At 68.2% G+C, this 15,211-nt stretch carries 8 protein-coding genes and 3 pseudogenes; 8 read left to right on the top strand and 3 right to left on the bottom strand.

Annotation, left to right across the window (positions count from 1 at the left end):
* Positions 1–413: 413 nt before the first annotated feature.
* Positions 414–1,057: pseudogene (locus tag ACWEN3_RS24705) on the top strand (glycoside hydrolase family 92 protein); the annotation flags it as partial.
* Between the two features lie 246 nt (positions 1,058–1,303).
* On the opposite strand, the gene ACWEN3_RS24700 reads toward ACWEN3_RS24705, so the two are convergent.
* Entirely contained in the window at positions 1,304–5,107 is a 3,804-nt protein-coding gene (locus tag ACWEN3_RS24700; protein ID WP_452974895.1) for a GH92 family glycosyl hydrolase, read from the bottom strand.
* A 341-nt stretch (positions 5,108–5,448) separates the two neighbouring features.
* Between ACWEN3_RS24700 and ngcE the strand changes: the two genes are divergently transcribed.
* The 7 genes from ngcE (at position 5,449) to ACWEN3_RS24665 (ending at position 13,751) form a co-directional block, all read left to right on the top strand.
* Positions 5,449–6,894, top strand: coding sequence for an N-acetylglucosamine/diacetylchitobiose ABC transporter substrate-binding protein (gene ngcE, locus ACWEN3_RS24695; RefSeq protein ID WP_452974893.1), 1,446 nt, complete (start codon positions 5,449–5,451; stop codon positions 6,892–6,894).
* Between the two features lie 99 nt (positions 6,895–6,993).
* Entirely contained in the window at positions 6,994–7,929 is a 936-nt protein-coding gene (locus ACWEN3_RS24690) for a carbohydrate ABC transporter permease (RefSeq protein WP_452974891.1), read from the top strand.
* Positions 7,930–7,944: 15 nt separating this feature from the next.
* Positions 7,945–8,865, top strand: coding sequence for a carbohydrate ABC transporter permease (locus tag ACWEN3_RS24685; protein ID WP_452974888.1), 921 nt, complete (start codon positions 7,945–7,947; stop codon positions 8,863–8,865).
* Positions 8,866–9,052: 187 nt separating this feature from the next.
* Positions 9,053–10,252 (top strand): ROK family transcriptional regulator, encoded by a 1,200-nt coding sequence (locus ACWEN3_RS24680; protein WP_452974885.1) that lies wholly within the window; start codon positions 9,053–9,055, stop codon positions 10,250–10,252.
* A 134-nt stretch (positions 10,253–10,386) separates the two neighbouring features.
* A complete protein-coding gene (locus tag ACWEN3_RS24675) occupies positions 10,387–11,484 on the top strand; it encodes a sugar ABC transporter substrate-binding protein (protein ID WP_452974898.1) in 1,098 nt (365 codons plus the stop codon).
* 186 nt (positions 11,485–11,670) lie between these two features.
* On the top strand, positions 11,671–12,462 hold the full coding sequence (locus ACWEN3_RS24670) for an ATP-binding cassette domain-containing protein (protein ID WP_452974883.1): 792 nt from the start codon (positions 11,671–11,673) through the stop codon (positions 12,460–12,462).
* The gene (locus ACWEN3_RS24665) at positions 12,459–13,751 is read left to right on the top strand and encodes a sugar ABC transporter permease (protein WP_452974880.1); all 1,293 of its coding nucleotides are present in this window, start codon (positions 12,459–12,461) and stop codon (positions 13,749–13,751) included. The genes ACWEN3_RS24670 and ACWEN3_RS24665 overlap by 4 nt, the downstream gene beginning before the upstream one ends.
* Before the next feature lie 25 nt (positions 13,752–13,776).
* On the opposite strand, the pseudogene ACWEN3_RS24660 reads toward ACWEN3_RS24665, so the two are convergent.
* Both ACWEN3_RS24660 and ACWEN3_RS24655 read right to left on the bottom strand, forming a co-directional pair.
* A pseudogene (locus tag ACWEN3_RS24660) lies at positions 13,777–14,832 on the bottom strand (acyl-CoA dehydrogenase family protein); the annotation flags it as partial.
* A 105-nt stretch (positions 14,833–14,937) separates the two neighbouring features.
* Positions 14,938–15,171: pseudogene (locus ACWEN3_RS24655) on the bottom strand (MFS transporter); the annotation flags it as partial.
* Between the last annotated feature and the right edge of the window lie 40 nt (positions 15,172–15,211).

Below are 15,211 nucleotides of genomic sequence, written 5' to 3'. Positions count from 1 at the left end.
CCGGACCTCCCGCATTTTTCGCCCCGGCGTTTCCGGGGTGGCTTTGGCTGGACCAGGCCCTGCACTCATGTTCGCCCGTGTCACCCGCCCGGCCGCCCCGGGGGGCGGTGCGCCCGGGGTCCGCGAGCCGGGCAGGTGAGGGGGGTTGGGAGCCCTGCCCGGAGGGGGTGGTCACTGGTGAGTCGGCACGTGTTCGGCAAAATAGCGCGACATCGTTGTCTTATGGTCTGTACATGACTCTATCGCGGCAACCGACAACGATGTCAAGCTACTTGAGGTAGCCCGGCCGGGTGATTCGGCGGTGGGGCTGCAGAGGCGTGTGTGGTCTGCGTGGTACGAGTGGCGAACGTCACCGCCCCCGGCTTGTGCGACCTGTGGTGCGCGGCCCGTCCGTGAGGAGGAAGGGCCGCGCCATGGGTCTGCGACCCACGTCCCTGCTGCCGGCCGCGCTGCTCGCGACCGCCGGCGCCGCACCTCCCGTCCCCGAGTCGACCGAGGCTCCCCCCGGCCTCGTCAAGGACCCGACGCGCTACGTCGATCCGCTGATCGGCACCAGGCACGACGGCAACGTCTTCCCGGGCGCCGTCGTGCCCTTCGGCATGCTCTCCTGGAGCCCGGAGAACACCGGCGGCGACTCGACCAGGACCGTCGCGCCCGGCGGCTACCGGTACGACGCCATCCGCGTGCGCGGCTTCAGCCTCACCCACCTGTCCGGCACCGGCTGCGCGGGCGGCAGCGGCGACATCCCCTTCTTCCCGTACGCAGGCGAGGTCCACTCCTCCCCGGCGGGCGACACCGGGAACGCCGTCTACGCCGCCGACTTCGCCCACACCCACGAGACCGGGAGCCCGGCCACTACAGGGTGGGCCTGACCTCCGGAGTCACCGCCGACCTCACCGCCACCGCGCGCACCGGCTCGGCCCGCTTCGCCTACCCCGCCGGCGAGCCGGACTCCCTGCTGGTGCGCACGGCCGACTCGGAGCTGGGCTCCCAGGACTCCACCGTCACGATCGACCCCGCGGCCCGGACCGTCTCCGGATCCGTCACCTCGGGGGACGCGCCGTCCGGTACGGCAACGAGGTCGTCGCCAGGGCCGCGTACCGCAACCTCGCCGGCGCCGCCAAGGACCCGGTCGCGGCGTACGTCTTCGCGACCCGGCCGTACGAGGCCCCGGCCAAGCGGATCAGGAGCGTCACGCTGCCCCACGGCACCGGCCTGCACGTGTTCGCCCTGGCGACCGGCTGAGCGGACACACGCAGAGGGGGGCGGACCCGGACGGACCCGCCCCCCTTCGCTTTCCGGGTCAGGCCAGCAGCTCCACCTCCGCCAGCGTCGACTCGCCGTCGAGGACGAGCCGGTACTTGGTGTAGGTGCCCGGCGAGGCGATCGTGAAGGCCCGCGTCTGACGGTCCCAGGTGAACGACTCGCCGGAGCGGTGGTCCAGGGTCTGCCAGGTGGTGCCGTCCGAGGAGCCCTGGAGGGTCCAGCCGGCCGGTGCCTTCGTGTGGTCGTCCGCCGAGGTCAGCGTGTACTGGAGGGGCTTCACCGCGCCGTCGGCCGGAAGGTCCACCGAGGTGACCGTCGCGCTCGTCGCCGAGGTGTTGTCGAACAGCGGCCCGTCACCCTTCAGCACGTCCGCACGGGGCGTCGGCGCCTTGTCGCCCTGGGTGATCGAGACCGGGGCCGCGTCCTTGCCCGTGCCCCACGCCGACGGCTTGGCGCCCATGAAGAACTCCAGCACCCCGCCCTTGGACAGCAGCGAGTGGGGGAGCGAGGTCGACGTCCAGGGGCGGCCGTTGAAGGTCACGCCCTGGACGTAGACGTTCTTCGAGCTGTTCTGCGGCGCCTTGACGACCAGGTCGTGGCCGTTCTCCAGGTGGACCGTGGCCTGCTTGAACAGCGGCGAGCCGATGCTGTAGTCGCCGCTGCCCATCACCAGCGGGTAGAAGCCGAGCGCGGAGAAGATGTACCAGCCCGACTGCTCGCCGTTGTCCTCGTCGCCGTGGTAGCCCTGCCCGATCTCACTGCCGGTGTAGAGCCGGGAGAGGATCTCGCGGACCGTCGACTGCGTCTTCCACGGCTCGCCGGCCGCGTCGTACATGTAGGCGATGTGGTGCGCGGGCTGGTTGGACTGCCCGAGCATGCCCATCCGGACGTCCCGCGCCTCGGTCATCTCGTGGATGACACCGCCGTAGGAGCCCACGAAGTCCGGCGAGGCGGTCTCCGGCGTCGAGAAGAACGCGTCGAGCTTGTCCGCGAGGCCCTGCCGGCCGCCGTACAGACCGGCCAGGCCGCGGCTGTCCTGCGGGGCGGTGAAGGCGTAGCCCCAGCCGTTGGTCTCGGTGTAGTCGTAACCCCACACGCGCGGGTCGTACTTGGCCGAGTCCACCCGCCAGTGGCCCTGGGCGTCACGGCCCTGGAAGAAGCCGGCCTTGAAGTCGAACAGCTGCACATAGTCCTGGGCGCGGTTGAGGAAGTACTGCGACTCCTCCTGATACCGCTTCTCGCCCGTCTTCCGGTACAGCGCCTCGCCCATCCGGGCGATGCCGTAGTCGTTGATGTACCCCTCCATCGCCCACGACAGGCCCTCGTCGGTGTCGGTGCTGGTGTAGCCGAGGAAGGGCGAGGTGGTCATGCCCTTGCGGCCGACGCCCGACATCGGCGGGACGACGGTGGCGTTCTTCACGGCCGCCTCGTACGCCGCCTTCGCGTCGAACTTCACGCCCTTGACGTACGCGTCCGCGAACGCCACGTCCGAGGAGGTGCCGGTCATCAGGTTGGCGTAGCCGGGCGAGGACCAGCGGGAGGTCCAGCCGCCGTCCTTGTACTGCTGCACGAACCCGTCGACCATCTCGCCCGCCTGACCCGGTGTCAGCAAGGAGTACGCGGGCCAGGTGGTGCGGTAGGTGTCCCAGAAGCCGTTGTTGACGTACACCTTGCCGTCGACGATCTTCGCGCCGGTGTGGGTCGGGGTGTCCTGGCTCGGCATGGGGGAGAACGGGGACGCGTACCGGTAGGTGCCGCCGGCCTTCTCGAAGCCGGAGTTCGGGTACAGGTACAGCCGGTACATGCTGGAGTACAGGGTGGTCAGCTGGTCGGGCGTCGCGCCCTGCACCTCGACCCTGCCCAGCAGCTTGTCCCAGACGCGCTGGGCGTGTGCCTTGACGGTGTCGAAGGAGGTGCCGTCCGGGATCTCCTGGCGCAGGTTGTCCTTCGCCTGGTCGATGCTGATGAGCGAGGTCGCGAGGCGCAGCGTGACCGTGTGGTCGGCGCCCGCGGCGAAGCGCAGATAGCCCTTCACCCCGCTGGACCCGCCGTCCGTCACCGGCTTGTCGAACTCGCCGTACACGAAAAGCCGGGTCGCGCCCGCGGACAGCCCCGACTTCACGTCCGAGTAGCCGGTGACGATCCCCTGCTCCTTGTCCAGGGTCAGCCCCGCCTGCTCGGTGACGTTGTCGAACAGCACGCTCGCGTCGTCGCCGGGGTAGGTGAAGCGCAGCACCGCCGCGTGGTCGGTCGGCGTCATCTCCGCCTTGAGACCGTTCTCGAACCGGACCCCGTAGTAGTACGGCCGCGCGGTCTCGTTCTCGTGCCGGAACGGCAGCTCGCGCGCCTCGCGGCCGGTGTCCGGGGTGCCGGACGCGGCCGACGGCATCACCTGGAAGGTCTGCCGGTCACCCATCCACGGGCTCGGCTCGTGGCTCGCGCTGAACGCCTGGATCGTCGGCAGGTTGTCGTCGTTGTTCGCGTGCGCGTACTCGTACAGCCAGCTCAGCGAGGACGCGTTCGTCACCGGGGTCCAGAAGTTGAAGCCGTGCGGCAGCGCGGTCGCCGGGAAGTTGTTGCCGCGCGAGAAGCTGCCGCTGGAGTTGGTGCCCCGGGTGGTCAGCGCGTAGTCCGACAGGTGCGCCATGGGCTGCTCGGGCGCCACGGGCCTGAGGGCCACGTCGTCGATCCAGCCGCGGAACTTCGCCGGGCCGTTCGGGGAGTCGTACCCGACCAGGATCCGGTCGACCGTCTTGCCGGCCGCCACCGAGCCGATCCGCGAGACCACGTCGTTCCACTGGTTGACGTAGAGCGACTTCGAGGCGCCCTGCCCGCGCGGCGACAGCGGGAAGCCGTGCTGGTCCAGCGCGCCCAGGTCGCTGAGATAGGTGCCGTCGGTGAAGGCGAGGTCGAGGGAGACATCGGTGGCGTCGTAGTCCCGGTCGCCGTCGGCCATCGAGGGGAAGACGCGGTACGACAGCTGGGTGTCGCCGCCGACCTTCACGTTCACGTCGAAGACCTTGTTGTACGAGTACGCCCGGCCGGCCGCCGTGTGCCGTCCCGCGTAGCGCAGCGCCCGCGTTCCGGTGAACCCGGCGCGTGCCTTGGCCGTCGGCGAGGCGGTCGGGCCCTTGTCGACCAGGGTCAGCATGTCCTGCGGCACCGGGCCGCCCCCGCCGCCGGTGGAGAACTGCACGTCGGCGATCTGCAGGATGTCCGGCGCGCCGTTGTTCTTCGTCACCTCGAGCCGGAAGTGCTGGTACTCGGCCGGCTGGGCGAGGTCGTAGGACTTGGTCTGGAACCGCTCGGTGAAGTTCTCGCCCGAGCGGGTGTCGACGGTCTTCCAGTCCTTGCCGTCGGTGGAGCCGAGAAGGGTCCAGTCCTGGGGGTCGCGTGCGTCGTAGTCGTTGGCCGAGGTCAGCGCGTACGTCACCAGTTTGACCGGCTTGTCCAGGTCGAACTCCACCCATCCGGTGGGCTCGAAGGTCAGCCACTTGGTGCCGGGCTCGCCGTCGACGAGGTTCTCCTTCACCTCGCCCGCGCCCGAGTTCTCGCCGCTCGCCCGGACCTCGGTGACATGGTCGTTGACGTTGCCCGGTATCCCTGTGCTGTACCCGCCGTCGACGCCCGAGGCGCGCTTGGCGCCGTCCGGCCCGGTGTCGACCGTATTCAGCCAGTCCGGCGCCGGATCCCCCGTCTCGAACGAGGATGCGAACTCCCGGTCGGTGGCCGGGGCCTTGGCGGGGAGCGCGACCGCCGCGCCCTGTGCGCCGGCGGCCATGACAAAGGCGGCCGTGAGTACGACCGCCGGCCCCCATCTGTGCCGAGTTCTCCGCTGCATCTACGGATTCCCTCCCTGCGCCGACTGTGGACAACGTTGTCAAGTGCGGGGCGCAGGAACCAGTAGGTGGTCAAGTGACCGGTGATGTCAAGGGTGTTGGGTGTGGCATTCAGGCACTCATGGTGCGACTTTTCGCCTCGGGCCGTACACGGGCCGCTCATATTTCCGCGAGGTCTCAACTCGGAAAAGACCCATCGCGAACCCTGTATTCGATCTTGCTCCGCTGGCGGGAAGTGGACTATACCTGTCGGCGTTTCCTGCACGACCCAGCACTACCCGACCGCGGTGCCGGGGAGGATCCGGTTCACCGCCTGAGTCCTGGAGAAGGCGAGGACTTGAGCATGGGATCCACTGCGCACCACGACGGCGAGGGTGTCGGCCGCCGCGATCTGATCAAGCGGTCCGCCGCGCTCGGCCTGGTCGCCGCGCCGGGAATGGGCCTCCTCTCCGCCTGCGCGAGCGGCGGCGGGGGTGGCGGCAACTCGGACGAGGGCAACACCAAGGGGAAGGCGTCCAAGGACAACCCCTTCGGCGCCAAGAGCGGCAGCAAGCTCGACGTCGTCGTCTTCAAGGGCGGTTACGGCGACGACTACGCCAAGGCGTGGGAGGCCGACTTCAGCAAGAAGGTCGGCATCACCTCGACCCACACCGGCACCCAGGAGATCACCGGCAAGCTGCAGCCGCGCTTCAACGCCGGCAACCCGCCGGACGTCGTGGACGACTCCGGCGCCCAGCAGATCAAGATCGACGTCCTCTACAAGAACAACTCGCTGCTCGACCTCACCCAGGTCCTCGACTCGCCGTCCGTGGACGACCCGGGCAAGAAGGTCCGCGACACCCTGATCCCCGGCACCCTCGACCCGGGCATCCAGGAGGGCAAGGTCGTCGCCCTCAACTACATCTACACGGTGTGGGGCATGTGGTACTCCGGCAAGCTCTTCAAGGAGAAGGGCTGGACGCCTCCGAAGACCTGGGACGACTTCCTCACCATCTGCCAGGACGCGAAGAAGCAGGGCATCGGCGGCCTCGCCCACCAGGGCAAGTACCCGTACTACATCAACGTCGCCATCATGGACATGATCGCCAAGAAGGGCGGTGTCGACGCCGTCAAGGCGATCGACAACCTGGACCCGAAGGCGTTCGTCGGCTCCGACGCGGCCCAGGCGGGCATCGAGGCGATCTACGAGGTCGTCGAGAAGGGCCTGCTGATGCCCGGCACCAACGGCCTGACCCACACCGAGTCGCAGACCCGCTGGAACCAGTACAAGGCCGCGTTCATCACCTGCGGCTCCTGGCTGGAGAACGAGCAGCTGAAGCAGACGCCGACGGACTTCGACATGAAGTTCCTGCCGATGCCGCTGCTGTCCGGCAGCAAGATGCCGTTCGAGGCGATCCGGGCCGGCTCGGGCGAGCCCTTCATCATCCCGGCCAAGGCGGCGAACCTGCCCGGCGCCCAGGAGTTCATGCGGCGCATGCTCTCCAAGGAGTGGGCGACGCTGTTCGCCAAGGAGGCGAACTCCCTCACCATCCTGCAGGACGGCGTCGACCCCAGCGTCAAGCTCCGGCCCGGCACGCAGTCCACGGTGGAGGCCTCCAAGGCGGCCGGCTCCAACACGTTCCGGTATCTGTACCCCGACTGGTACAGCGAGATGGACACGGCGCTCCAGAACGCGTCCAATGAGCTGATGGCGAAGCGTATTCAGCCGAAGGAATGGCTGAAGCGGTGTCAGGCGGCCGTGGACAAGCAGGCCAAGGACCCGGCGTCGAAGAAGAACCGGCACGCGTAGGTCCGCCTGGCGTCGCAAGGGGTGCGGGTGTGTTCTCCGTGAGAACGCCCCGCGCCCCTTGCGGGGCGTCGGTGCCGACCGGAGAAATCAGGGGCAGGTATGCGCAAAGGGCAGTACCGGTTCGTCGCGGGGTTCCTCTTCGTTCCCGTGGCGCTTTATCTGATCTTCGTGATCTGGCCGTACATCCAGACGTTCGGCTATTCGCTGACCGACTGGAAGGGACAGTCGCAGACCTTCAGCTTCGTCGGTCTCGACAATTACAAGGCGCTGTTCCAGGACGACGTGTTCCTGGAGGCCATCTGGCACAACGTCCAGTTCCTGATCTTCATCCCGGTGATCACGATCCTGCTCGCCCTGTTCTTCGCCTTCATGCTGAACGCGGGCGGGCGCAGCAGGGCCGGCGGAGTGCGGGGTGTCGCCGGATCCTCGCTCTACAAAATCGTCTACTTCTTCCCGCAGGTGCTGTCGCTGGCGATTCTCGCCGTGCTGTTCAACGCGGTCTACCGCAGTGACGGCGGCGGTCTGCTCAACGGCGTCCTGATCAAGATCGGACTGGTCGACGCCCAGAATCCGGTGGAATGGCTGAACGAGCCGAACCTGGTGCTGTGGGCGCTGATGGTCGCCGTGATCTGGCAGGGCGTCGGCTTCTACCTGGTGCTGTTCTCGGCCGCCATGCAGTCCATTCCGAAGGACATCTACGAGGCCGCCCTGATCGACGGCGCGAGCCGCAACCAGTCCTTCTTCCGCATCACCCTCCCGCTGCTGTGGGACACCGTGCAGACCGCCTGGGTCTATCTCGGCATCGTCGCCATGGACATGTTCGTACTGGTGTCCTCCATGACCCAGAACATGGGCGCTTACGGCGGCGGTCCCGACCATCACAGCGATGTGATGTCGACGGTGATGATGCGCAACTTCCTCTATTTCGGGAAGAGCGGCTACGCCTGCGCCATGGGCGTGATCATGCTGCTGCTCACCCTCGTCCTGTCCGTGGTCACGCTGCGCGCCACCCGCCGCGAGCGCATCGAGTTCTGAGCGGGAGATACGACGATGAGTGCACTCAAGGAGACCGTCCCCGCTCCGGCCGAGGGGCCCGTGGCCAAGGTGCCCGTGCGGCCCGGCGACCGGCGCAGCGAGGGTGTGGTCCTGAACGTCTTCTCGCACGGCTTCCTCGCCCTGTGGGCGCTGCTGATCGTGCTGCCGCTGCTGTGGCTGGTGCTGAGTTCCTTCAAGAGCGACGCACAGATCGGCGGCTCCGCCTTCGGGTGGCCGCACGACTGGTCCCTCGAGGTGTTCCGGCGGGCCTGGAACAAGGGCATCGGGGACTACTTCCTGAACACCGTGATCGTCCTGGTGTTCTCCGTGCCGCTGACCATGCTCTTCGGCTCGATGGCGGCGTACGTGCTGGCCCGGTACCGGTTCTGGGGCAACCGGCTGCTGTACTACTTCTTCGTCGCGGGCGCCATGTTCCCGGTCTTCCTGGCCCTGGTCCCGCTGTTCTTCATGGTCAAGCGGCTGGACATGCTGAACACCTACCAGGGCCTGATCCTGGTCTACGTCGCCTACTCGATGCCGTTCACGGTGTTCTTCATGCACGCCTTCTTCCGGACCCTGCCCACGGCGGTCTTCGAGGCCGCGGTCCTGGACGGCGCCTCGCACACCCGGACGTTCTTCCAGGTGATGCTGCCGATGGCCAAGCCCGGCCTGATCAGCGTGGGGATCTTCAACACCTTGGGCCAGTGGAACCAGTTCATCCTGCCCACGGTGCTCATGCAGCCGCAGAGCGGCTCCGACCCCGAGCGCTATGTCCTCACCCAGGGGCTGATCCAGCTTCAGCAGCAGCAGGGGTACGCCTCCGACCTGCCGGTTCTGTTCGCGGGTGTGACCATTGCGATGATCCCGATGCTGATCGTCTACCTGTCCTTCCAGCGCCAGGTGCAGGCGGGCCTGACCTCGGCGACCCTGAAGTAGCGGGACGCTCCGCGACCGTCCGTGCGCACGCCGTTCCGGGCTCCGGGGCGGCGTGCAGACGTGTGTCCTGGTACCCGGAAACGGTTCAACCTCTTGACGGAAGGCAACCCGAACGGCTCAGCTTAGAGTTCACTAGTTGGACATACACGGGGCCTCGCCGAAGCGGCCCCGCGCTCAGGAGGTCGTCGTGGAGACTCCAGGGTCGCAGTCATCGCTGCACCGAGCCAACCTGGAGCGGGTCGTCCGGGCCGTACGCCTGGCGGGGTCACTCACGCAGGCGGAGATCGCGCGGACGACCGGTCTGTCCGCCGCGACCGTCTCCAACATCGTGCGGGAGCTGAAGGACGGCGGAACCGTCGAGGTCACGCCCACGTCGGCGGGCGGGCGGCGGGCCCGCAGCGTCAGCCTGAGCGGGGACGCCGGCATCGTGATCGGCGTCGACTTCGGACACACCCATCTGCGCGTCGCGATCGGGAACCTCGCCCACCAGGTGCTGGCCGAGGAGGCCGAGCCGCTGGACGTCGACGCCTCCGCCGCCCAGGGCTTCGACCGGGCGGAAGAGCTGGTCAGCCGCCTGATCGCGGCGACCGGGGTCGACCGGTCCAAGATCGCGGGCGTGGGGCTCGGCGTACCGGGCCCGATCGACGTGGAGTCGGGGACGCTCGGGTCCACCGCCATCCTGCCCGGCTGGAGCGGCACCAAGCCCGCCGAGGAGCTGCGCGAGCGGCTCGGCGTGCCCGTTCACGTGGACAACGACGCCAACCTCGGCGCCCTCGGCGAGCTGGTCTGGGGCAGCGGCAAGGGCGTGCGCGACCTGGCCTACATCAAGGTCGCGAGCGGTGTCGGCGCCGGTCTGGTCATCGACGGGAAGATCTACCGCGGACCGGGCGGCACGGCAGGGGAAATCGGGCATATTACACTCGACGAATCCGGCCCGGTCTGCCGTTGCGGGAACCGCGGCTGCCTGGAGACCTTCGCGGCCGCACGCTACGTGCTCCCGCTGCTCCAGCCCAGCCACGGAGCCGACCTGACCATGGAAGGCGTCGTACGGCTGGCCAGGGACGGTGACCCGGGCTGTCGTCGGGTGATCGCCGACGTCGGCCGCCACATCGGCAGTGGAGTTGCCAATCTCTGCAATCTGCTGAACCCGAGCCGGGTGGTCCTCGGCGGTGATCTCGCCGAGGCCGGTGAGCTGGTGCTCGGGCCGATCAGGGAGTCCGTCGGCCGTTACGCCATTCCCAGTGCCGCGCGTCAACTTTCCGTTCTTCCCGGGGCACTTGGGGGTCGCGCGGAGGTGCTCGGAGCGCTCGCCCTCGCCCTCAGCGAGATGGGCGATTCGACCCTTTTGGACGGCAGTCTGCCCGCGGCGACACCTGCCTTCACTTAGAGAACGGATGGCACCGTTGCCATCTCGTTAAGGATTTACTTCTTGACGTCGCACGTGTGGCCGAGTTGACTTCCAGCCACCTCGGCCGCAACGACGCGGCCTCGTCAGGGAGGTTCCTAGAAGTGAACACGCGTATGCGTCGTGCGGCCTTTGCCGTTGCTGCTGGTGCCATGGCCGTCTCGCTCGCTGCCTGTGGCAGCGCGAAGGAGTCCGGCGGCGGCTCCAAGGCGTCGTCGGGCTCGAAGAAGGGCGACGCCATCAAGGTCGGTCTGCTCCTGCCGGAGAACCAGACCGCCCGGTACGAGAAGTTCGACCGTCCGTTGATCGAGAAGAAGGTCAAGGACCTCACGGGCGGCAAGGGCGAGGTTGTCTACGCCAACGCCAAGCAGGACGCCAGCCTGCAGAACCAGCAGGTCGAGACGATGATCACCAACAAGGTGGACGTGCTCATCGTGGACGCCGTGGACTCCGCAGCCATCCAGAGCTCGGTCCAGAAGGCCAAGGACGCCGGCATCCCGGTCGTCGCCTACGACCGCCTGGCGCAGGGCCCGATCAGCGCCTACACCTCGTTCGACAACGAGACCGTCGGCAAGACCCAGGGCCAGGCCCTCCTCACGGCGCTCGGCTCCAAGGCCAAGTCCGGCAAGATCGTCATGATGAACGGCTCGGTCACCGACCCCAACGCCGGGCAGTTCAAGAAGGGCGCCCACGAGGTGCTCGACGGCAAGGTGAACGTCGGCAAGGAGTACGACACCAAGGACTGGAAGCCGGAGAACGCCAACTCCAACATGGAGGCGGCCATCTCGGCTCTCGGCAAGAAGAACATCGTCGGCGTCTACTCCGCCAACGACGGCATGGCCGGCGGTATCATCACCGCCCTCAAGTCCGCCGGCATCTCCGTCCCGGTCACCGGCCAGGACGCGGAGCTCGCGGGTGTCCAGCGCATCGTCACCGGCGACCAGTACATGAGCGTCTACAAGCCGTACGCCCCCGAGGCCGACGCGGCCGCCGAGATGGCCGTGGACCTGGCCCAGGGCAAGGCGCTCGACTCCGTCGCCAAGGACAAGGTCGACAGCCCGACCACCAAGCAGGTGCCGTCGGTCCTGGTCCCGGTCACCGCGCTGACCAAGGACAACATCAAGGACACCGTCATCAAGGACGGCGTCTACACGGTGTCCGACATCTGCACCGCGCAGTACAAGGCGGCCTGCGACAAGATCGGTCTGAAGTAAGCAGCCGCACGCGCCTTTCCAACTAGGGGAATTCACCCTTGAATCTCCCTAGCGGGAGGAAGGCGCCCACCAGCTCCTCCGGTGCCCCGCGCACTCACACAGCCCCGCAAGCTCGGCGCGGGGCGCCGGACGGATCTACCCCCCAAACTTCTGCACAACCTCCCGCCGGGTCAGGCGGCGAAGGAGATGGTTCACGTGTCCGCTACGCCCGTGCTGGCGTTGCGCGGGGTCTCCAAGCGGTTCGGTGCCGTTCAGGCGCTCACCGACGTAGAGCTTGAGGTCCACGCCGGTGAGGTGGTCGCCCTGGTGGGCGACAACGGCGCCGGAAAGTCCACGCTGGTCAAGACGATCGCCGGCGTGCACCCCATCGATGAGGGCGTCATCGAATGGGAAGGCAAGTCCGTCCAGGTCAACAAGCCGCACGACGCCCAGAACCTGGGCATCGCGACGGTGTACCAGGACCTCGCGCTGTGCGACAACATCGACGTCGTCGGCAACCTCTACCTCGGCCGGGAGATCCGCCGCCGCGGTGTGCTGGACGAGGTCGAGATGGAGCGGCGCTCGCGTGAGCTGCTGGACCAGCTCTCCATCCGCATCCCCAGCGTCCGCATCCCGATCGCCTCCCTCTCCGGCGGTCAGCGCCAGGTCGTGGCCATCGCCCGCTCCATGCTCGGCGAGCCCAAGCTGGTCATCCTCGACGAGCCCACCGCCGCCCTCGGCGTCGAGCAGACCGCCCAGGTCCTCGACCTGGTGGAGCGGCTGCGGGAGCGCGGTCACGCCGTGATCCTCATCAGCCACAACATGGCCGACGTGAAGGCCGTCGCCGACAAGGTGGCCGTGCTGCGTCTGGGCAGGAACAACGGCGTCTTCGAGGTCAAGTCGACCTCCCAGGAAGACATCATCTCCGCCATCACCGGCGCCACGGACAACGCCGTGACCCGTCGTGCGGCGCGCACCAATGGGGAGATCCAGAAGTGAGCATCGACAAGACCTCCACGCCTCCCGAGGACACCCCCGTGGACAACCCCGAGGCGGCACGCGGCGCCGATGTCGCCGTGGACCCCCGACTGCTGGTGCGCGAACAGGGCTTCGCGGGCTACATCACCGAGTTCAAGCGCAAGATCAAGGCCGGTGACCTCGGCTCCATCCCGGTCGTCATCGGTCTGGCGATCATCTGGATCATCTTCCAGAGCCTGAACTCCAACTTCCTCACCGCGGGCAACCTGTCCGACATCTCCGTCGCCATGGTCGGCACGGGCATGATCGCCGTCGGCATCGTCTTCGTGCTGCTGCTCGGCGAGATCGACCTCTCGGTCGGTTCGGTCTCCGGTGTCGCGGGTGCCGCGTACGCGGTGCTGACCGTCACGCACGGCATGTCCGCGTGGCTCGCCCTGGTGCTGTCCATCCTCGTGGGCACGGCCGCGGGCGCGATCCACGGTTTCTTCTTCGCGAAGATCGGTGTCCCGGCGTTCGCCGTCACCCTGGCCGGTCTGCTCTTCTGGAACGGCTTCATGCTCCAGATCCTGGGCGACAGCGGCACCATCAACCTGGACAGCAACGGTCTGGTCGCCCAGCTGACCAGCTACTACTTCTCCGACGTCGCCGCGGCCTACGGCCTCGCCGCCGCGGTGACCGTGCTGTTCTTCCTCACCTCCTTCCTCGGCAACAAGCGCCGCGAGGCGGCCGGCGTGCCGTCGCGGCCGCTGAGCGAGACCGTGCTGCGCACGGTGCTGCTGGCGATCGTGTCGTTCGCCGCCGCGGCCGTCTACAACCAGTACAAGGGCCTGCCGCTGGCCGTCGTCATCTTCGTCGGCGTGCTCATCGTCACGGACTTCGGGCTGCGCCGTACGGCGTACGGCCGCAAGGTCTTCGCGCTCGGCGGCAGCGTCGAGGCGTCCCGCCGTGCCGGTATCAACGTCGCCTGGGTGCGGATCTCGGTCTTCGCGATCTCCGGTACCTTCGCGGCGATCGGCGGTCTGTTCATCGCCTCGAAGATCGCCTCGGCCAACCAGGGCGCCGGTGGCGGTGACCTGCTGATGAACGCCATCGCGGCGGCCGTGATCGGTGGCACGTCCCTCTTCGGCGGCCGCGGCCGCACCTGGAACGCGCTCCTCGGCGTGCTCGTGATCGTCTCGATCCAGTACGGCCTCGCCCTGGAGGGCATCGCCTCGCCGGTGCAGTACATGATCACCGGTGGTGTTCTGCTCGCCACAGTGGTCATCGACGCGGTCACCCGCAAGACCCAGAAGACCGCTGGTCGCGCGTAGCGCTCCCGGTCGCGCGACAGCGCCCGGCGCCGAGGATCGTCCGCGCGGTACGGCAGATCTCGATGGCCTCGCGGACGTTGTTGAGCTTGCCGAAGCTGACCTGCTCGGGGCGCAGGCGGCCGGCGTCCATCCGCCGCCCCAGATGGTGGGCGAGCAGGATCCCCTTGTGCAGTTCGACCGCCATGTCGGCGAGCTTGGCCTGGGTGAGCTGGAAGCCCCCGATGGGCCGCCCGAACTGCTCCCGCGTCTTCGCGTAGTCCAGCGCGGCCTCGAAGCAGCTGCGCGCGGCGCCCATCGCGCCCCAGACGATGCCGTACCGGGCGTGCGACAGACAGCCGAGCGGGCCCCGCAGACCGGCGCCCTCCGGCAGTACGGCGGTGGCGGGCAGCCGTACGTCGTCCAGGACCAGTTCGCTCGTGACGGAGGCGCGCAGGGACCACTTGTGCTTGATCTCCGGCGCCGAGAACCCGGGGCTGTCCGCCGGGACGACGAAGCCGCGGATGCCCTCCTCGGTCTGCGCCCAGACCACGGCGACCCCGGCGACCGACCCGTTGGTGATCCACATCTTGCGGCCGTTGAGGACCCAGTCGTCGCCGTCGCGCTTGGCGTAGGTGCGCATGGAGGCGGGATCGGATCCGTGGTCGGGCTCGGTCAGACCGAAGCAGCCGATCACCTCGCCGGCCGCCATGCGCGGCAGCCACTCCCGCTTCTGCTCCTCGCTGCCGAAGCGGTGGATCGCGTACATGGCGAGGGAGCCCTGCACGGAGACCAGCGAGCGGATGCCCGAGTCGGCCGCCTCCAGCTCCAGGCAGGCCAGGCCGTACTGCACGGCCGTCGCGCCCGCGCAGCCGTAGCCGGTGAGGGACATGCCGAGGGCGCCGATGCCGCCGAGCTCGCGCGCGAGCTCCCGGATCACGGGCAGCTCGCCCTTCTCGTACCAGTCGGCGACGTGGGGCAGCACGCGGTCGGCCGCCCAGCCGCGGACGGTGTCCCGGATCGCCAGGTCCTCCGGGTCCAGCAGGTCGTCGATCCCGAGCGGGTCGGCGGCATCGAACGGGGGCAGCTTCGCGGACGCGGACATGGAACACCCTCCGGGACACTCAGGCACGCACGCTGAAAACTAGCAGCGCTAGTTACGACTTCGCAGCCGACGTTACGGTGCAGTGTCCCGCACGTCCAGAGGAGGTCAGGCGGAGACCCGCGGCTTCTCGGCCTCCCGCGGGGCGGGCAGCTCCACCTCGGGCAGCTTGGCCTCGGCGGCCACCGGCTCCTCGTCGCACTGCATGATCCGCGGCAACCGCAGCGCCATGACCGCGCCCAGCAGCAACAGGCCGGCGCTCACCAGCAGCGTCACATGCAGCCCGTGCACGAAGGAGTCCCGTGCCGCGCTGCGCAGCGCGGCCCCGGCCGGAACCCCCAGGGGTCAGTTACGAAAAAGAAAAAACTGAACAACAATCACC

Source organism: Streptomyces sp. NPDC004561, from assembly GCF_053602155.1.
Note: the sequence above shows the minus strand (reverse complement) of the source record. Positions and strands in the feature narration are given on the sequence as shown.